This is a genomic window from Streptomyces sp. NPDC029151 (assembly GCF_055564315.1).
In genome coordinates this window covers 592,873-610,028 of the sequence record NZ_JBVHWQ010000005.1, presented here as the reverse complement: position 1 = coordinate 610,028, position 17,156 = coordinate 592,873, and the positions used below count along the sequence as shown (strand labels likewise).

16 protein-coding genes are annotated in these 17,156 nt (G+C 72.6%); 5 read left to right on the top strand and 11 right to left on the bottom strand.

Going from position 1 to position 17,156, the window contains the following annotated elements:
• From ACZ4VF_RS22310 to ACZ4VF_RS22300, 3 genes are all read right to left on the bottom strand, one after another.
• A partial coding sequence (locus ACZ4VF_RS22310; protein ID WP_467927971.1) for an alpha-amylase family glycosyl hydrolase occupies positions 1–924 on the bottom strand: 924 nt, incomplete at its 3' end.
• Positions 921–2,912, bottom strand: a complete 1,992-nt coding sequence (locus tag ACZ4VF_RS22305; protein ID WP_467927970.1) for an alpha-1,4-glucan--maltose-1-phosphate maltosyltransferase — start codon at positions 2,910–2,912, stop codon at positions 921–923. The genes ACZ4VF_RS22305 and ACZ4VF_RS22310, both read right to left, overlap by 4 nt.
• Before the next feature lie 106 nt (positions 2,913–3,018).
• Positions 3,019–3,318 (bottom strand): DUF5133 domain-containing protein, encoded by a 300-nt coding sequence (locus tag ACZ4VF_RS22300; RefSeq protein WP_208030277.1) that lies wholly within the window; start codon positions 3,316–3,318, stop codon positions 3,019–3,021.
• Positions 3,319–3,621: 303 nt separating this feature from the next.
• Here ACZ4VF_RS22300 and ACZ4VF_RS22295 point away from each other — a divergent pair, with 303 nt between their 5' ends.
• Both ACZ4VF_RS22295 and glgX read left to right on the top strand, forming a co-directional pair.
• A complete protein-coding gene (locus ACZ4VF_RS22295) occupies positions 3,622–4,134 on the top strand; it encodes a pep a2 (protein ID WP_467927968.1) in 513 nt (170 codons plus the stop codon).
• Between the two features lie 23 nt (positions 4,135–4,157).
• Positions 4,158–6,320, top strand: coding sequence for a glycogen debranching protein GlgX (gene glgX, locus ACZ4VF_RS22290; RefSeq protein ID WP_467928010.1), 2,163 nt, complete (start codon positions 4,158–4,160; stop codon positions 6,318–6,320).
• 33 nt (positions 6,321–6,353) lie between these two features.
• On the opposite strand, the gene ACZ4VF_RS22285 is transcribed toward glgX, so the two are convergent.
• Positions 6,354–7,163 (bottom strand): VOC family protein, encoded by an 810-nt coding sequence (locus ACZ4VF_RS22285; protein ID WP_467927967.1) that lies wholly within the window; start codon positions 7,161–7,163, stop codon positions 6,354–6,356.
• Between the two features lie 126 nt (positions 7,164–7,289).
• Between ACZ4VF_RS22285 and ACZ4VF_RS22280 the strand changes: the two genes are divergently transcribed.
• Positions 7,290–7,604: an ANTAR domain-containing protein gene (locus ACZ4VF_RS22280; RefSeq protein ID WP_467927965.1), complete on the top strand. Its 315-nt coding sequence runs from the start codon at positions 7,290–7,292 to the stop codon at positions 7,602–7,604.
• A 25-nt stretch (positions 7,605–7,629) separates the two neighbouring features.
• Here ACZ4VF_RS22280 and ACZ4VF_RS22275 read toward each other — a convergent pair whose 3' ends face one another.
• Positions 7,630–8,421 (bottom strand): RNA polymerase sigma factor SigF, encoded by a 792-nt coding sequence (locus ACZ4VF_RS22275; RefSeq protein ID WP_467927964.1) that lies wholly within the window; start codon positions 8,419–8,421, stop codon positions 7,630–7,632.
• 425 nt (positions 8,422–8,846) lie between these two features.
• On the opposite strand from ACZ4VF_RS22275, the gene ACZ4VF_RS22270 reads away from it, so the two are divergent.
• The gene (locus ACZ4VF_RS22270; RefSeq protein ID WP_467927962.1) at positions 8,847–9,371 is read left to right on the top strand and encodes a hypothetical protein; all 525 of its coding nucleotides are present in this window, start codon (positions 8,847–8,849) and stop codon (positions 9,369–9,371) included.
• Between the two features lie 15 nt (positions 9,372–9,386).
• Here ACZ4VF_RS22270 and hemC read toward each other — a convergent pair whose 3' ends face one another.
• From hemC to ACZ4VF_RS22250, 4 genes are all read right to left on the bottom strand, one after another.
• Positions 9,387–10,328 carry a hydroxymethylbilane synthase gene (hemC, locus tag ACZ4VF_RS22265; protein WP_467927961.1) on the bottom strand — a complete coding sequence of 314 codons (942 nt, stop codon included), beginning with the start codon at positions 10,326–10,328 and terminating at the stop codon, positions 9,387–9,389.
• Positions 10,329–10,347: 19 nt separating this feature from the next.
• Positions 10,348–11,328, bottom strand: a complete 981-nt coding sequence (locus ACZ4VF_RS22260) for an ATP-dependent DNA ligase (RefSeq protein WP_467928009.1) — start codon at positions 11,326–11,328, stop codon at positions 10,348–10,350.
• Between the two features lie 855 nt (positions 11,329–12,183).
• Entirely contained in the window at positions 12,184–13,698 is a 1,515-nt protein-coding gene (gene glpK, locus ACZ4VF_RS22255; protein WP_467927960.1) for a glycerol kinase GlpK, read from the bottom strand.
• Positions 13,699–13,741: 43 nt separating this feature from the next.
• Positions 13,742–14,509, bottom strand: a complete 768-nt coding sequence (locus ACZ4VF_RS22250; RefSeq protein ID WP_467927959.1) for an IclR family transcriptional regulator — start codon at positions 14,507–14,509, stop codon at positions 13,742–13,744.
• A gap of 185 nt (positions 14,510–14,694) precedes the next feature.
• Between ACZ4VF_RS22250 and ACZ4VF_RS22245 the strand changes: the two genes are divergently transcribed.
• Positions 14,695–15,120, top strand: coding sequence for an ATP-binding protein (locus tag ACZ4VF_RS22245; protein WP_467927957.1), 426 nt, complete (start codon positions 14,695–14,697; stop codon positions 15,118–15,120).
• On the opposite strand, the gene ACZ4VF_RS22240 is transcribed toward ACZ4VF_RS22245, so the two are convergent.
• Both ACZ4VF_RS22240 and ACZ4VF_RS22235 read right to left on the bottom strand, forming a co-directional pair.
• Entirely contained in the window at positions 15,060–16,298 is a 1,239-nt protein-coding gene (locus ACZ4VF_RS22240; protein ID WP_467927956.1) for a PP2C family protein-serine/threonine phosphatase, read from the bottom strand. The genes ACZ4VF_RS22245 and ACZ4VF_RS22240 overlap by 61 nt on opposite strands.
• 99 nt (positions 16,299–16,397) lie before the next feature.
• Positions 16,398–17,156 (bottom strand): IclR family transcriptional regulator, encoded by a 759-nt coding sequence (locus ACZ4VF_RS22235; RefSeq protein ID WP_467927955.1) that lies wholly within the window; start codon positions 17,154–17,156, stop codon positions 16,398–16,400.

The following is a 17,156-nucleotide window of genomic DNA, read 5'->3' as shown; positions in this document are numbered from 1 at the left end:
CTCCGAGACCGGGTAGCGGGATTCCCGCCGGACGGCCATGAAGATGCGCGGCATCACCGGGAAGTGGAACGCCATGTGGCACTCGTCGCCGCCGGCGCGGAAGTCGCCGAAGTAGTCGACGACGTCCTCGGGCCACTGGTTGGCCTCCGCCAGCAGCACGGTGTCCGGGTACATCGCGTCGATCTCGCGCCGGACCCGCTTCAGGAAGGCGTGGGTCGCCGGCAGGTTCTCGCAGTTGGTGCCTTCCTCGGCGTAGAGGTAGGGGACCGCGTCCAGGCGGTAGCCGTCGATGCCGAGGTCGAGCCAGAAGCGCAGGGCGGCCAGGATCTCCTCCTGCACGGCCGGGTTCTCGTAGTTGAGGTCCGGCTGGTGGGAGAAGAAGCGGTGGAAGAAGTACTGGCCCCGGACCGGGTCGAAGGTCCAGTTGGAGGCCTCGGTGTCGACGAAGATGATCCGGGCGTCCTCGTACTGCTTGTCGTCGTCGGCCCACATGTAGTAGTCCCCGTACGGGCCGTCGGGGTTCTTGCGGGACTCCAGGAACCACGGGTGCTGGTCGCTGGTGTGGTTCATGACGAAGTCGATGATGACGCGCATGCCGCGCTGGTGTGCGGCGTCCACGAACTCCACGAAGTCGGCGAGGTCACCGAACTCCGGCAGGACGGCGGTGTAGTCGGAGACGTCGTAACCGCCGTCCTTGAGCGGTGACTTGAAGAACGGCGGCAGCCACAGGCAGTCCACGCCGAGCCACTGCAGGTAGTCGAGCTTGGCGGTCAGGCCCTTCAGGTCGCCGACGCCGTCGCCGTTGCTGTCCTGGAAGGAGCGGACCAGGACCTCGTAGAAGACGGCGCGTTTGAACCACTCCGGGTCCCGGTCCCCCGCGGGAGTGTCCTCGAAGGTGTCCGGTACGGGGTCGTTGACGGTCATGACGCTGCGGGCCCTCCGATCTGGGGCGTCGATCGCCCGACGTGGAGCACGTGCGCCGGCGTCCGGCCGGGCGTGAGACGCACGTAGTTGGTCCTGCCCCAGTGGTACGTCTCGCCCGTCAGTTCGTCGTGCACGGACAGGGCGGCGTGCCGGTCCAGGCCGAGTTGCGGCATGTCCAACGAGACCGTGGCCTCCTGGGTGTGGTGCGGGTCGAGGTTGACGACCACGATGACCGTGTCCGACCCCGTGCTCTTGCTGTAGGCGAGCACGGCATCGTTGTCGGTCTGATGGAAGCGGAGATTCCGCAGGCGCTGTAGCGCCGGGTGCCGCCGTCGGACGTCGTTGAGCCGGGTGATGAGCGGGGCGATGGTCCGCCCCTCCCGTTCGGCGGCCGCCCAGTCACGCGGGCGGAGCTGGTACTTCTCCGAGTCGAGGTACTCCTCGCCGCCCTCCCGGAGCGGGGTGTTCTCGCACAGCTCGTAGCCGCTGTAGATGCCCCAGGCGGGGGAGAGGGTGGCGGCGAGCACGGCCCGCACCTCGAACGCGGGCCGCCCGCCGTGCTGGAGGTAGGCGTGCAGGATGTCGGGGGTGTTGGCGAAGAAGTTGGGCCGCATCCAGGCCGCCGCCTCACCCGACAGCTCGGTCAGGTACTCCGTCAGCTCCTGCTTGTCGTTGCGCCAGGTGAAGTACGTGTACGACTGCTGGAAACCGATCTGGGCCAGGGTGTGCATCATCGCGGGCCGGGTGAACGCCTCGGCCAGGAAGATCACGTCCGGGTCCCTGCGGTTGACCTCCCCGATGACCCGCTCCCAGAACACCACCGGCTTGGTGTGGGGGTTGTCGACCCGGAAGATCCGCACCCCGTGCGCCATCCAGTGCCGCAGGATCCGGACGGTCTCCGCGACCAGGCCGTCCATGTCGGCGTCGAAGGCGACGGGGTAGATGTCCTGGTACTTCTTGGGCGGGTTCTCGGCGTAGGCGATGCTCCCGTCCGGGCGGTGGCGGAACCACTCGGGGTGCTTGTGCACCCAGGGGTGGTCGGGGGAGCACTGCAGGGCGAAGTCCAGGGCGACCTCCAGCCCCAGCCGCCCCGCCTCGGCGACGAAGAAGTCGAAGTCCTCGATCGTGCCCAGGTCCGGGTGGACGGCGTCGTGGCCGCCCTCCGGGGAACCGATCGCCCAGGGCACGCCCACGTCGTCCGGACCGGCGGTGAGCGTGTTGTTGGGGCCCTTGCGGAACGTCGTGCCGATGGGGTGGACGGGCGGCAGGTAGACGACGTCGAAGCCCATCCCCGCGATCGCCTCCAGCCGGCGGGCGGCCGTACGGAACGTGCCGTGCGGCCGCTCGGCCGTCCCCTCCGACCGCGGGAAGAACTCGTACCACGAGCCGTACAGGGCACGCTCGCGCTCCACCAGCAACGGCATCGGATCCGACGCGGTCACCAGCTCCCGCAACGGATGACGGGCCAGCAACGCCTCCACCTCGGGGTCCAGCGCCGCCTTCAACCGGTCGTGCACGGACAGGCGGTCGTCGCCCAGGGCGTGCGCGGCGGCCAGGACCAGATCGCGCTCGGGGCCCTTCGGTACTCCGGCGGCGGCCCGCTGGTACAGCTCGGCGCCCTCCTCCAGCACCAGACCCGTGTCGATCCCGGCCGGCACCTTCACGGACGCGGTGTGCCGCCAGGTCGCCAGCGGATGGCTCCAGGCCTCCACCCGGAACGTCCAGCGGCCCGTCGCGTCCGGGGTGATCTCGGCGCCCCACCGGTCGCTGCCCGGGGACAGTTCCCGCATCGGTGTCCAGGGGCCGCGACGGCCCTTCGGATCGCGCAGGACCACGTTGGCGCCCACGGCGTCGTGCCCTTCGCGGAACACGGTGGCGGTGACCTCGAAGGTCTCCCCGGCCACCGCTTTCGCCGGGCGCCTGCCGCACTCCACGGCCGGCCGGACGTCGCGTACCGGTACACGGCCGATGGCCGGGGTCCTGCGCATATCTCACCTCCGCCGTGCGCGAAGCCGGGCACCCGGCCCGGCTTCGCGATCCAAGAGTCGGGCCGGCGAGTGCCGGTCCGAGAGGAACGCCTTGTACGGTGCCAGGTCAGGGGCTTGGCGCCGTGGAACGCCGCTCCGGAGGCGGCGCTCTTCTGGCCGCCCGGCGCGGCTGCGGCCGTCCGTCCTGCTCGCGCAGGTAGGTGACCAGGTTCGTGCGCAGATAGCGCTCGGCGGCGTCCGCGGCCTCGCGGGCGCAGCGTTTGCCCATCAGCACGCACAGCGTGTACCCCGAGTCCTCGAAGGTGGCCCGGACCGTGCGGTCGTAGGGCGAGGCGAGCATGACGCGCTCCCACGCCCGGTAACGCCGCAACTGCCGGGCCACTTCGGCCTTGGCGGGTAGCAGCATGGCCCTCATTCACCTTCCACGCTCTCGACTGGGCGCGTTCCCGACGGTCGGGTGGTGTCCGCGCAGGGGAGGGCACGGCACCGTTACGGCGATCGAGGCTTTCACTTATGGTGCACGCGCGGCGACCCAGCGTCTTGTTGGAGGTTCAACCAGCGGGGGTGTCGTCCGCTCGTGTTGCACGAATGGCGTAGTGCACGCACCGTGGAGGTGACTCAGAAGCGATCACCGCTCACGCTGGGTGTCCGGGATCCCTCCCGGACGGGCGAGGGGAGCGAGAGCTTCGCCGGTGAGGAGCAAGCGACGATGAAGACCGCAGTGCCCTGCTACTACCACCTCGACGTGGAAGTCAGCCCGGAACGGGTGGGACAAATCAGCCGCATCCTGGCCGCCCATCTCCGCTACTGGGACCTCGAGAACCTCGTGGACCCCGTCTGCCGCGGCGCCGAACTGCTGCTGCGGGCGATCGACGCGCACGCGAAGGACAAGCACACCTCGATCGAGATGTGGTGGAACGGCCAGCACCTCATCACCGCCTTCGGCGACGACGACCCGGATCTGCGCCCGGACCAGGACCTGCGGTCCTGCCTCGCGGACATCGCCGCCATGAGCGACGGCTGGGGCTGCTGCGCCTCGGACACCGGCAGCAAGATCATCTGGTTCTCGCAGCGCGCCCGCGCCGGCCAGCGCGTCCCGCTGGTGCCCGTCGCCCCCGCCCCCACGCTGCGCATGGGTCTGAAGGTGCCCCGCGAGGAACCCGTGGCCGTCCTGGCCGCGCCGGCGCCCGCCGGCGACGACGCCCTGGAGGGCCGCCGGTGAGCCCCCGCAAGACCCGCAAGGGGGTGCCTGTGTGGAGCGGGCACCCCTACCCGTTGGGCGCCGCCTTCGACGGCCAGGGCACCAACTTCGCCCTGTTCAGCGAGGTCGCCGAGCGCGTCGAGCTGATCCTGGTGGACGACGGGGGCACCGCGGTCCCCGTTCCGTTGCAGGAGGTCGACGGCTTCGTCTGGCACGCCTACCTGCCCGGTGTCGGTCCCGGACAGCGCTACGGCTACCGGGTGCACGGCCCCTGGCAGCCGTCGTTCGGCCACCGCTGCAACCCGGCCAAGCTGCTGCTCGACCCGTACGCCCGCGCCGTCGACGGCCAGATCGACAACCACGCCTCGCTGTACGAGCGGGCTCCGGACGGTCCCGCCCCGGCGGACAGCGCCGGCCACTCCATGCTGGGCGTGGTCACCGACCCCTTCTTCGACTGGGGCGACGACCGCCCGCCCCGGACGCCGTACGCGGACTCGGTGATCTACGAGGCCCACGTCCGCGGCCTGACCATGAGCCACCCGGACGTCCCCGAAGGGCTGCGCGGCACCTACGCCGGCCTCGCGCACCCCGCCGTGATCGAGCACCTCACCTCGCTCGGCGTGACCGCCGTGGAACTCATGCCGGTGCACCAGTTCGTCCAGGACGGCGTGCTCCAGGACCGCGGCCTGTCCAACTACTGGGGCTACAACACCATCGGCTTCTTCGCCCCGCACAACGCCTACGCCGCCTTCGGCACCCGCGGACAGCAGGTCAACGAGTTCAAGGCCATGGTGAAGGCGCTGCACGCGGCCGGCCTCGAAGTCATCCTCGACGTCGTCTACAACCACACCGCCGAGGGCAACGAGCGGGGCCCCACGCTGTCCTTCCGCGGCATCGACAACGCCTCCTACTACCGCCTGGTCGACGGCGACTGGGCGCACTACTACGACACCACCGGCACCGGCAACAGCCTGCTGATGCGGCACCCCTACGTCCTCCAGCTGATCATGGACTCGCTGCGGTACTGGGTGACCGAGATGCACGTCGACGGCTTCCGCTTCGACCTGGCGGCCACCCTCGCGCGGCAGTTCCACGAGGTGGACCGGCTCTCGGCGTTCTTCGACCTCATCCAGCAGGACCCGGTGATCAGCCGCGTCAAGCTCATCGCCGAGCCGTGGGACGTGGGCGAGGGCGGCTACCAGGTGGGCAACTTCCCGCCGCTGTGGTCGGAGTGGAACGGCAAGTACCGGGACGCGGTACGGGACTTCTGGCGCGCCGAGCCCGATTCGCTCGGCGAGTTCGCCTCCCGGCTCACCGGCTCCTCCGACCTGTACCAGCACAGCAGGCGCCGGCCGCGGGCGAGCGTCAACTTCGTCACCGCGCACGACGGTTTCACCCTGCGCGACCTCGTGTCGTACAACGACAAGCACAACGAGGCGAACGGCGAGGACAACCGGGACGGCGAGAGCCACAACCGGTCCTGGAACTGCGGGGTGGAGGGCGACACCGACGACCCCGCCGTCCTCGAACTACGGGCCCGCCAGCAGCGCAACCTGCTGGCGACGCTGCTGCTCTCGCAGGGCATCCCGATGCTCTGCCACGGCGACGAGCTCGGGCGCACCCAGCGCGGCAACAACAACGCCTACTGCCAGGACAACGAGATCTCCTGGGTGGACTGGGACCTCACCGACGAGCAGCGCTCCCTGGCCGACTTCACCCGGCACCTCATCGCGCTGCGCGCCGCGCACCCCGTGCTGCGCCGGCGCCGCTTCTTCCGCGGCGAGACCCCGACCCGCGCCGGACAGCCGCTGCCCGACCTGATGTGGCTGCGGCCCGACGCCCGCGAGATGACCGCCCGGGACTGGCAGCGCGGCGACGCGCACTCGGTCGCCGTGTTCCTCAACGGCGACGCCATCGCCGAACGCGACCCCTACGGCCGCCGCATGGTGGACGACTCCTTCCTGCTGCTCGTCAACGGCTACTGGGAGCCGGTCGACTTCCGCCTGCCGGACACGTCCTTCGGTGAACGCTGGACCGCCCTGGTCGACACCGCCGACCCCGACGGCATCCCCGACGAACGCGAGCACAAGGCGGGCACGCGGGTCCGCGGGGAGGCCCGCAGCCTGGTCCTCCTGTCACGCCCGTCGCGGACGACGCCCCGGGGGAGCGGGGAACGGCGCGACCGGCCTCGACGGACCCGCCGGTGAGGACGGCGGGTCCGCACTCTCGAAGGATCCGCGTCAGGGGCTCTGGCGTGCCGTCACCGTGAACTGCGCGCCGTCGGCGTCCCGCAGGATCGCCTCGGTCTCGTCCTCGCGCAGCACGCTGCCGCCGTGCTTCTCCGCCGCGCGGGCGCAGTCGGCCACGTCGGCCACCGTGAAGTGGATCTGCCAGTGCGGCCGGACCGAGGGGTCCGGGGCCGCCTCCACCGCTCCCGAGTCGATGCGCGCCACCACGTCACCCCGGCTGCGCAGCACCACCTCGCCGCCCTCGTACTCCACCTCGCAGCAGCCCGGCAGCCCGCTCGCCCAGTCCAGGACCTCGCCGTAGAACAGCGCGGCGTCGAAGGCGTCCCGCGTGTGCAGCCGGACGAAGGTCGGCGCCGCCTGCCGCCAGGCCTCCCAGTTGGTGACCAGTTCGCCCTGCCAGATCCCGAACGTCGCCCCGTCCCGGTCGGCGAGGAGTGCCGCCCGTCCCGGCGGGAAGGACAGCGGCCCGACCGCCGCCGTGCCGCCGCGCTCCCGTACCCGGCTCACGGCCACGTCCGCGTCCGGCACGGCGAAGTACGGGGTCCAGGCCACCGCCATCTGCCACATCGAGGCGACCGCGGCGATCCCGGCCACCGGTACCCCGTTCGCCAGGGCGATCCGGAAGTGCTCGCCGAGCTGCACACCGCGCCAGCGCCAGCCGAGCACGGCCGCGTAGAAGTCCTGGGTGGCCTGGAGGTCGCGGCTGGTCAGGCTCACCCAGCACGGCGCGCCGAACACGGAGCGGGTCGAGACGACTTCCTTGCGTCGCGGTACGCCGTCGGAGGAGGTGTCGTGGTTCATGGCAGTCGCGTCCTGGTCTCGGGGCCCGGCGGCCACCGGTCTGTACCAGTGTCCGGCCGGGGCGGGGTGGGCTGCCTCCCGAATACCCCGGGTGGCGGGGGTCCAGGCCCCTGCCACCATGGAGGGATGGGAGAGAGTGAGCCGGAGCGGATCGCCGCGCTGCAGGCCGAGGTCGACCAGATGAAGGAGGCCATGGCCTCCCACGCGGTGATCGACCAGGCGATCGGGATGGTGGTCGCCCTCGGCCGGCTCACCCCGGACGAGGGGTGGCAGGTGCTGAGGGACGTCTCCCAGCACACCAACATCAAGCTGCGCCACATCGCTGAGCTGATCCTCATCTGGGGGCGGCGCGGCGACATTCCCGCCGAGGTCCGCGCCGCGCTGGAGGACGCCCTGGACCGGTACGGCCCCACGCAGGTCCCCGGGGCCGAGGAGAGGTGAGCCGAGGACCGGGCGGCGGCGGCGTTCAGCGGGCCTCCGCCAGCAGTTCCTCGCGCAGCCGGTCGAAGCAGCCGCTGAGCAGCCGGGAGACGTGCATCTGGGATATGCCGAGCTGCTGGGCGATCCGGCTCTGGGTCATACCGCCGAAGAAGCGCAGGTAGAGGATGGTGCGTTCGCGTTCGGGCAGGGCCGCGAGGCAGGGCTTGACCGCGGCGCGGTCCACGACGAGGTCGTAGCCCGGGTCCGGGCCGCCCAGGGAGTCACCGAGGGCGTAGCCGTCCGTGCCGGCCACCTCGGCGTCCAGGGACAGCGCGGAGAAGCACTCCAGCGCCTCCATCCCGGCGCGCACCTCGTCCTCGCTGAGCCGGGTGTGCGCGGCGATCTCGGCGACGGTGGGTGCCCGGCCCGGTGTCGTCTGCGCCAGCTCCTTCACGGCGGCGCGGACCCGGTTGCGCAGGTCCTGCACCCGGCGCGGCACGTGCAGGGTCCACATATGGTCCCGGAAGTGGCGCTTGATCTCGCCGGTGATGGTGGGCACCGCGTACGCCTCGAAGGCGCGGCCGCGGTCGGGATCGTAGTGGTCGACCGCCTTGACCAGGCCGAGTGCGGCCACCTGGTACAGGTCCTCCAGGGCCTCGCCCCGGCCGCGGAACCGCACGGCGATCCGCTCGGCCATGGGCAGCCACAACTGGATCAGCTCATCCCTGAGCGCCTGCCGCCCGGGACCCTCGGGGAGCCGCGCGAGCCGCTCGAAGGATTCCGCGGTGTCGGGGGCGTCGTCATGGGGATGGGGTTTCGTGCTGCCAGTGACACGCATTGCGCGCACCTCTCTCAGCAGGTGCTGGATGGACAGACACCGTGGGAGGTGCGCTCGGACCATGGATAGGACACCGGGGCGTCCGGCGGAGCCGGCTCCCACGGACGTGCCTCCTGTCCGAAGCACTGCTCTGCCCATTCCCGCTGACGGGCATATTCAAACAAAAGGGGTAAACAGCCCTGATCGGGCGGGGGCGGGGGAGGGGCACGGCCGACGGGCCGGCGGGCTCCGCCGACCGTGTCGCGGACGTGATGTGCCACACGCGCGCGCGGACGGCCGGGAGGCGTGGGGGAGGAGTTCTTCCTGGGCAGCGCTTGATCACCGATCAAACGGGGTGAACACCCTGGCCACGGCGCATTCCGCTCATTTGACAGTGCGATCGGCCCACAGATAGACAGCAGCTCTCGAAGGTCGAGAGGGGCACTGTGTACGAGCCGAACGTGGTCGGGGACTGGCACGAGTACGAGGAGCATGCCGGTCTGCGGGTCCGCGTCCACCGTCTGGAGCCGGCCGAGCCGCCGCGCGGCCGGGACGACGCCGCCGCCGGGCTGACGTACTTCAGTGTCCGGGCGACCGTGGAGAACCGCGGCGCGCGGCACTACGGCATCCACCTGGAGGACGGCCAGATCGACGTCCGGGTCGGCCCGGACGGCGAGGGCGCCTTCATCGACTGGCGCAACTCCCAGTTCATCGAGGGCTTCGACGTCTACCCGCTGCGCCGGGCCACCGCCGTCCTGTACGCCGCCGCACCCGAGGCCGCCCTCGCCCACGTGGACGTACAGGTGCAGCTGCGGGTGGACGACGAGTGGACCGGACGCCGGCTGTGGACGGGCGGCATCGGTGTCCTGGAGCCGGCGCCGGCGACCGCCCCCACGGCCACCGGGCAGGGCAGTCTGGCCCACCAGGTCAGCGCCTTCCTGAGGGACCAGACGGAGCCCGGCTCCGCCTGAGCGTGCCCGGCGGGCTCAGTGCGGGATGCCGTCGATGATCTCGCGCGCGCCCTGCCGGAGCAGCGCCACCGCGACCGAGGTGCCGAGCGTGGCCGGATCGAGCCGGCCCGCCCACTCGTGGGCGTTCAGCCGGGTCTTGCCGTCCGGGGTGAAGACACAGGCCCGCAGGGAGAGTTCACCGCTGAGGTCCACGCGCGCGTACCCGGCGATGGGGCTGTTGCAGTGGCCCTGCAGGACGTGCAGGAACATCCGCTCGGCCGCCGCCTCCCGGTGGGTGGCCGGGTCGCCCAGCCCGCTGACCGCGTCGATCAGATCCGTGTCGTCCTCCCGGCACTGCAGGGCGAGGATGCCCGCGCCGATCGGCGGCATCATCGTCTCCGGCGACAGCACCTCGCTGATGACGTCGGTACGGCCGATGCGCTCCAGACCGGACACCGCCAGCAGCAGCGCGTCCGCCTCGCCGGCGGCCAGCTTCTCCAGCCGGCGGTTGGCGTTGCCGCGGAACGGCACGCACTCCAGGTGCGGGTGGGTGGCGGCCAGTTGGGCGATCCGGCGCACCGAGGAGGTGCCGATCCGGGTGCCGGCCGGCAGCTCGTCCAGGGTGAGCCCGCCCGGGTGCACCAGCGCGTCCCGGATGTCGTCCCGCTTCAGGAACGCGGCGAACACGGTCCCGGCCGGCAGCGGCCGGTCGGCGGGCACGTCCTTGACGCAGTGCACCGCGAGATCCGCCTCCCCGGCCAGCAGGGCCGCGTCCACCTCCTTGGTGAACGCCCCCTTGCCCTCGACCTGGGAGAGATCGCCGAGCCACTTGTCGCCGGTGGTCTTCACGGGGACGACCTCGGTGCGTACGCCCGGATGCAGCACCGCCAGCTCGGCGCGGACCCGCTCGACCTGGGCCAGGGCCATGGGCGAGTCGCGGGAGACGATTCGGATCAGTTCGGGAACCGGCATGCGCACACGATAGACCCCCGGGCCGTCACCCGTAGCCCTCGGGCAGGTCCGCCGCCGACTCCTCCGGGCCGAGATCGGGGCGCAGCCGCAGCCAGGAGGGCTGGCGCAGCATGCCGTCGCGGGTACGGGTGCTGTAGCTGACCTCGCCCACCAGCCGGGGCAGCACCCAGCGGGCTCCGGGGACGCGCGGCACGGGGTCGAAGGGGCACCGGTCGCTCGCCGCGTCCCGCAGCAGCTCCGCCAGCCGGGTGCGCTCGGCCTCGCTCCAGCCGGTGCCCACCCCGCCGACGTACCGCAGCCGGCCCTGAGGGTCATGCTGGCCGGCCAGGACCGCGCCGGGCAGTCCGGTCAGCCGCCCCTTGCCGGGCAGCCAGCCGCCGACGACCACGTCCTCGGCCCGCATGTTGCGGATCTTGATCCAGGCGCGGGAGCGCACACCCGGCTCGTACACCGAGTCCAGCCGCTTGCACACCAGGCCCTCCAGGCCGTGCTCCCGGGTGGCGCGCAGCGCCTCGGCGCCGTGCCCGGTCACGGCGGCCGGCGTCGACCAGTACGGTCCGGCGAGCCCCAGCTCCTCCAGCCGCGCCCGCCGGCGGACGTACGGCAGCCGCAGCAGCGGTTCGCCCAGGTACGGCACGTCGAACAAGGCCAGGTGCACCGGCACCCGGGCGGCCCGGCGCGCCGCCCGCGCGGGGGCGTGGGCCAGGCCCATCCGGCTCTGCAGCAGCTGGAAGTCGGCGCGCCCCTGCTCGTCCAGGGCCATCACCTCGCCGTCCAGCACGGCGGGCGTGGTGCCCAGCGCCCCGCCGAGCGGCCGGAGTTCGGGATAGGCCGCGGTGATGTCGTCGCCCGAGCGGGCGCGCAGCAGCACGCTGCCGTCGCCGGGCAGGTACACCATCACCCGCTGACCGTCCTGCTTGGTCTCGTAGGCCCACCGCGTGTCCTGGGCGGCCGGCGGCAGGGCGCCGGGCGTGGCGAGCATCGGCGGGATGAGCGGCAGGGTCACGGCGGTCACGGCAGAAGGTCTCGACCGGGCCCGGCACCCTCACGCGCCTTTCGGCGCGGGTTCCCCTGAACGGGCCCGCCGTCCCCGGGAAGCCCGGGACGGCACACCGTCGCGGCCTGGCGCGGGGACGCCGGGGGAGGGGAGCGCCCTGCCGCGAGGACGGCGGGGGCACGCCAGGAATCCGCTCGGCCGACCCGGTTCGGCCGACGGCCCGGGGACCGACGGCGCGGTGGACGGGCCGTCCGGGCGGTGACGGGGAGGAAGGAGGTGAGGACGCAGGCGAGGGCTGCCGCGCCCGCGCCGGGGGCGATGACCGCCTTCCGGCCGTTCCCAGGGGGCAGCGCGTGGCCACGTGGGCGCGGTCCCTCGGCACCTCGGTGGAGGGCGCGGTCGCGGGCTTGTGTCGAGGCTGTTCGCCGCGGCCGTCTCCGACGGCGGAACCGCGCCCGTGATCAGTGCCGACGGGGCGCGGTGGGCGAAGCCGGTGCCCGCGCCGACGATGCAGGAGACGAGGACCGGGTGCCAGACGTCGTCCTGATCCTTCACAGCTGCGCTTGCCTGTGGCCGGCTCCGGTCGGCGCGGCCCACCGGGCGGTGGGCGGCTGAAGCGGGGGGTGAGCGGCTGAACCGGCCGTGCCCGCCGTCCCGCCCGACGGCCCCGTCCGGCGGACCGGGAATGACCGGCCGGCGTCGCCGGACGGGTGCCGGCCGGATGGCCCGGGGCGTCCCCGCCTGCTGGTGAGCGGCTGGTCAGGGGGGTGCCGGTCCGGCGCGTGCCGGTCGGCCGGCGGCCGTCGCGTCGCCCGGCCGGCGCTGCGGGTCACCGCCCCGAGGCGCCCGAGCCGGCGACCGCCGTCAGGGGGTGCGCGGGGGCCTGATCCAGCCCAGGGAGCGTTCCACGGCCCGTCGCCAGTTCTCGTACTCCGTCTCCCGGCGTTCGGCGTCCATCGCGGGGAGCCACTGGGCCGCTCGGTGCCAGTTGCGGCGGAGGACCTCCAGCCCGGGCCAGTAGCCGGCGGCGAGACCGGCCGCGTAGGCCGCGCCGAGGGAGACCGTCTCGGCGACCATGGGGCGCACCACGGGCACGTCGAGGACGTCGGCCACGAACTGCATCAGGAGGTTGTCCGCGGTCATGCCGCCGTCCACCTTGAGCTGCTGGAGGGGCACGGACGAGTCGGCGTTCATGGCGTCGACGACCTCCCGGGTCTGCCAGCCGGTGGCCTCCAGGACGGCACGCGCCAGGTGCCCCTTGGTGATGTACGAGGTGAGACCGACGATCACTCCGCGCGCGTCGCTGCGCCAGCGCGGGGCGAACAGCCCGGAGAAGGCGGGCACGATGTAGCACCCGCCGTTGTCCTCCACCGTGCGCGCCAGGGTCTCGATCTCCGGGGCGCTGCTGATCAGGCCCAGACGGTCGCGGAACCACTGGACGAGGGCCCCGGTGACGGCGATCGACCCCTCCAGGGCGTAGACCGGCGGCTGGTCCCCGATCTGGTACGCGACCGTCGTGAGCAGCCCGTGCCGGGACCGTACGAGGTCGCCGCCGGTGTTGAGCAGCAGGAAGCTGCCCGTGCCGTACGTGCACTTGGCCTCGCCGGGGGAGAAGCAGGTCTGCCCGAACAGCGCGGCCTGCTGGTCGCCGAGCGCGGCCGTGATGGAGACGCCGGGCAGCAGCGTGCGGGCCTCGCCGTAGGTCTCGGCGGACGATCTGATCTCCGGCAGCATCGAGCGCGGCACCCCGAAGAAGTCCAGCAGCTCGTCGTCCCAGGTGAGCGTGCGGATGTTCATCAGCATCGTACGGCTGGCGTTGGTCGCGTCGGTGATGTGCAGGCCGCCGTCGGCGCCGCCGGTGAGGTTCCAGATCAGCCAGCTCTCCATCGTCCCGAACAGCACCTCGCCGTCCTTCGCGCGCTGCTCGACGCCCTTGACGTGGTCGAACAGCCACCGGATCCGCAGCGCCGAGAAGTAGGTCGAGGGCGGCAGGGCGCACCGGTCCAGGAAGAACGCCTCCCCGGGACGCTCGCGCAGCTCCTCCACGAGCGGTGCCGTGCGGGTGTCCTGCCAGACGATCGCCCGCCCCAGCGGGACCCCGGTCCGCCGGTCCCACAGCACCGTCGTCTCCCGCTGGTTGGCCAGCCCGATCGCGGCGATCTGCCCCTCGCCGGCACCGGCGTCGGACAGCGCGTCGGGCACGACGCGCCGGAGGTTCTGCCAGATCTCGACGGCGTCGTGCTCGACCCAGCCCGGCCGCGGGAAGTGCTGCTGGTGCTCCTTCTGCGCGACCGAGACCAGCCGCCCCCGGTGGTCGAACAGGATGCAGCGGGTCGAGTTGGTGCCCTGATCGATGGACATCACATACCGTTCCACCATGATCGGGTCCGCCTTCCGACGGGTCGAGGGGCGGCTGTCCTGACTACCAGCGGGCGGCTCCCAGGTCTCGGGAGATCGCCCGCGCGGCTTCCCGGATCAGACTGATCAGTTGGGGGCGGGGGCGGCCCTGGCCGTCGCAGATCCGCTCGACCGGCCCGGACAGCCCGATGGCGCCGACGACGAGACCGCCGTGCCCCCGGATCGGCGCGGCCAGCCCGGCCTCGCCCATGCTCATCTCCTGGACCTCCGCGGCCCAGCCGACCTCCCTGACCTCGGTGAGCGCCCGGGCGAGCCGCTCGGGGTCGGCCAGGGTGTGCCGGGTGTACGCCTCCAGCCCTGTCACCGGGTCCGGCTCGGCCGTCGCGGTCCCGAAGGCCAGCAGGACCTTGCCCAGCGAGGAGGCGTGCAGCGGCAGCAGGGAGCCCACGTCCAGCGTCTGGAAGGTGTCGTCCGGCCGGAACACGTGGTGGACGATGAGCACCCTGCCCTCCAGCGGGGTGCCCAGGCGCACCGCCTCGCCGCTCCGGGCGGCCAGGGCGTCGGCCCAGTTGAGGGAGCGCGAGCGGAGTTCGTTGACGTCCAGGTAGCTGGTGCCCAGGTGCAGCAGGGCGGCGCCGAGCTGGTACTTGCCGGTCGCCGCGTCCTGCTCCACGAAGTCCACGTGCTGCAAGGTGCGCAGGATGCCGTGGGCGGTGCCCTTCGCCAGGCCCAGCGACGCCGCGACCTCGCCGAGCCCGAGTCGGCGGGGCCCACCGGCGAGCAGGCGGAGAATCGCCGCCGCCCGCTCGATCGACTGGACCGGACCGGCCATGAGGCGAGCCTATTACCGCGGCGGGCGCTTCGCCGCGCGGACGGGACGACGCCTGCGCACCCGGACGTTCGGTAATGCCGACCGCCGTTCATTGACCAGACCGATTTGCCTCCATAGCGTGCATGAGAGCCCGGAAAAGGCGCGCGAGCGCCACCGCCGGGCAGCACAGACCATCGGGAGAGAACATGGCGGCACAGCTCAACACGCTGATCCGGGCGGCACGCGACCACGTGTGTCCGGTGCCGCCCGCCGCCGGCGCGGTCTCGGCCGTACGGCGACGGGTGGCGGCCGTCCTCGCGGACTGGAGGGTGTGTCCGGCGGTCGTCGAGGACGCGCTGCTCGTGGTGTCGGAACTGGCCACCAACGCGATCATCCACGCTCGGCCGCCGGCCGAGCTGCGGGTGTCGTGGACCGGCGGTGAGGGCGACGGGGTCCTTCGGGTGGAGGTGACCGACGCGGGGGCCGCGCGTCCGGCGGGCCAGCCGCTCGGTGGTATCGATCCGGACGAGCACGGCCGGGGCGAGTCGATCGTCCACGCCCTGGCGGCCCGTCACGGCATACGGCTCCATTCCGGCGGGGTCACCCGCTGGGCGGAGCTGGCCGCGGTGTGACACGCGCTCCCGGCACCCGGCGGCGCGAGGACGGCCTCCTCCGCGGCCTTCCGCCGGAGCAGGAGCAGCGCGGCGTCGTCGTGCAGCCGGCCGCCCACATGCGCCAGCAGCTCGTCGTGGAGCGCGGTGAGCGTGCGGGCGGGTTCCTCGCACACGTGCCGGGCCACCCCGTCGGCCAGCGGATAGAACTCCCGGGCGGCGTTACGGGCCTCGGTGACCCCGTCGGTGTACAGCAGCAGCTGGTCGCCCGCCCCGAAGGGCAGGCGCTGCAGGCGCGGGGCCTGGCCCGACAGGGCGCGCAGGCCGAGGGGCGGCGCGGGACGGGCGGTCTCCACCGCCCCGACCTCGCCGGACGCCGATATCAGCAGCGGCGGCGCGTGTCCGCAGTTGACCATCTCCAGGTGCCCCGACCGGGGACAGCCGGCGACCACGGCGGTGACGAAGTCGTCCGGGCCCAGGTTGCGGGCCAGGCTCCGCTCGATCCGGCCGACGACCGCCAGCAGGTCGGGCTCGTCGTGGGCGGCCTCGCGGAACACCCCGAGCACCAGCGCGGCGGTCCCGACGGCGGGCAGCCCCTTTCCTCGTACGTCGCCGACGATCAGCCGGACTCCGTACGGGGTGGGGACCAGGGCGTAGAGATCGCCGCCGATGCGGGCCTCGGCCTCCGCGGCGCTGTAGCGGACGGCCACCTGGAACGGGCCTACGGTCTCCGGGACGGGCTGGAGCAGGGCCTGCTGGGCGGCCTCGGCGACCGAGCGGACGGCCGCGAGGACCCGCTCCCGGCGGCCGCGCAGCGCGCTGGCCAGGCCGCTCGCCGCGGTGACCGCCAGCAGGGCGGACAGGACGGCGGTCAGGTCGTGGGCGGCGACGCCGTGCGCGACACCCAGCATCGCGCCCGTCGCCGCGGCGAGGAGACCGGCGCCGAGCACACCGAGCGGACCGTTGGTGGTGGCCGCCAGCGCGGGGGCGGTCGCCAGCAGCGGAAGCCAGACCATCCCCGCACCGCCCGTCAGGTCGACCAGGACCACCACCGCGACGACCAGCACCGGCAGGACGTGCGTGCCCGCGGCCAACTGCCCGCCCAGCCGCCGGCGGACCGGGCCGCGGAGGTCGGTCACACGGATTCCGCGCAGTCGTGTGGGCGCGGGGTCGCCACCAACGTGTCGGGCCTCGCTCATGATCTCGTCCGCAGTCCTCGCGTATAGGGGGTGCACACCCGGAATGTCCGTTTCATCAAGGAAACGGGCCGGGAGCGGACCCCCACAAGGAGCGGGTTTTCAGATAGTGAGCGAGAGGCTGCGGGTGACGCGGCCGGCGACAGGCAGCAGACGGGCCCGGATCTCCTGGAGGCGGTCCCGGCGCTCTACGGGCAGGGAGACGCCCAGGGAGCCGACGATGCCCCCGCGGTAGACGGGCACCGCAACGCAGACGGTGCCGAGCGCGTACTCCTCCAGATCCGTGACGGCCGGAGCCAGCGGGGGCGCATCGATCCTGCGGAGCAGCTCCGGGACGCTGGTGATCGTCCGGGGGGTGAGATCGGCGAGGTGGTGCCGGGAGAGGTACTCCCGGCGGGCGTCCTCCGCCAGCTCCCGCAGCACGGTCTTGCCCAGCGCGGTCGCGTGTCCGGCGTCCTCGAACCCCACCCAGAGGTCCACCCGCGGGGTGCGCGGGCCGTCGACGATCTCGGCGACCCTGATCTCGCCGTCCTCGTAGAACGTGAGATACGCGGCACTGGACAGCTCGTCGCGCAGGGCGTTCAGCGTCGGACGCACCCGGCTGAGCAGCGTCTGGATGCCGCCCGCGGTGTGCAGGGACTTCAGCCGGTCGCCCAGGACGAAGCCGCCGTCGTCCAGTTTCCGCACGTAGCCGTCGTGCACCAGGGTGCGCAGCAGGTGGTAGGCGGTGGCCAGGGGCAGCCCCGTCTCCCGCGCCAGCTGTTTCGCCGGCGCGCCGTTCTCGTGCTCGCTCACCGCCTCCAGCAACCGGAACGCCCGCTGAACGGAGGTGATGAGGGTGGGCCCGTCCGGAGCACCCAT

Bases quoted from the DNA above. Each gene is read 5' to 3' on its own strand.
- ACZ4VF_RS22275 (WP_467927964.1), bottom strand. From the start codon at position 8,421: ATGCGTGTCACTGGCAGCACGAAACCCCATCCCCATGACGACGCCCCC.
- ACZ4VF_RS22280 (WP_467927965.1), top strand. From the start codon at position 7,290: ATGGGAGAGAGTGAGCCGGAGCGGATCGCCGCGCTGCAGGCCGAGGTC.
- ACZ4VF_RS22300 (WP_208030277.1), bottom strand. From the start codon at position 3,318: ATGCTGCTACCCGCCAAGGCCGAAGTGGCCCGGCAGTTGCGGCGTTAC.
- ACZ4VF_RS22245 (WP_467927957.1), top strand. From the start codon at position 14,695: ATGGCGGCACAGCTCAACACGCTGATCCGGGCGGCACGCGACCACGTG.
- ACZ4VF_RS22285 (WP_467927967.1), bottom strand. From the start codon at position 7,163: ATGAACCACGACACCTCCTCCGACGGCGTACCGCGACGCAAGGAAGTC.
- ACZ4VF_RS22250 (WP_467927959.1), bottom strand. From the start codon at position 14,509: ATGGCCGGTCCGGTCCAGTCGATCGAGCGGGCGGCGGCGATTCTCCGC.
- ACZ4VF_RS22235 (WP_467927955.1), bottom strand. From the start codon at position 17,156: ATGGGTGCTCCGGACGGGCCCACCCTCATCACCTCCGTTCAGCGGGCG.
- glpK (WP_467927960.1), bottom strand. From the start codon at position 13,698: ATGGTGGAACGGTATGTGATGTCCATCGATCAGGGCACCAACTCGACC.
- ACZ4VF_RS22305 (WP_467927970.1), bottom strand. From the start codon at position 2,912: ATGCGCAGGACCCCGGCCATCGGCCGTGTACCGGTACGCGACGTCCGG.
- ACZ4VF_RS22295 (WP_467927968.1), top strand. From the start codon at position 3,622: ATGAAGACCGCAGTGCCCTGCTACTACCACCTCGACGTGGAAGTCAGC.
- ACZ4VF_RS22240 (WP_467927956.1), bottom strand. From the start codon at position 16,298: ATGAGCGAGGCCCGACACGTTGGTGGCGACCCCGCGCCCACACGACTG.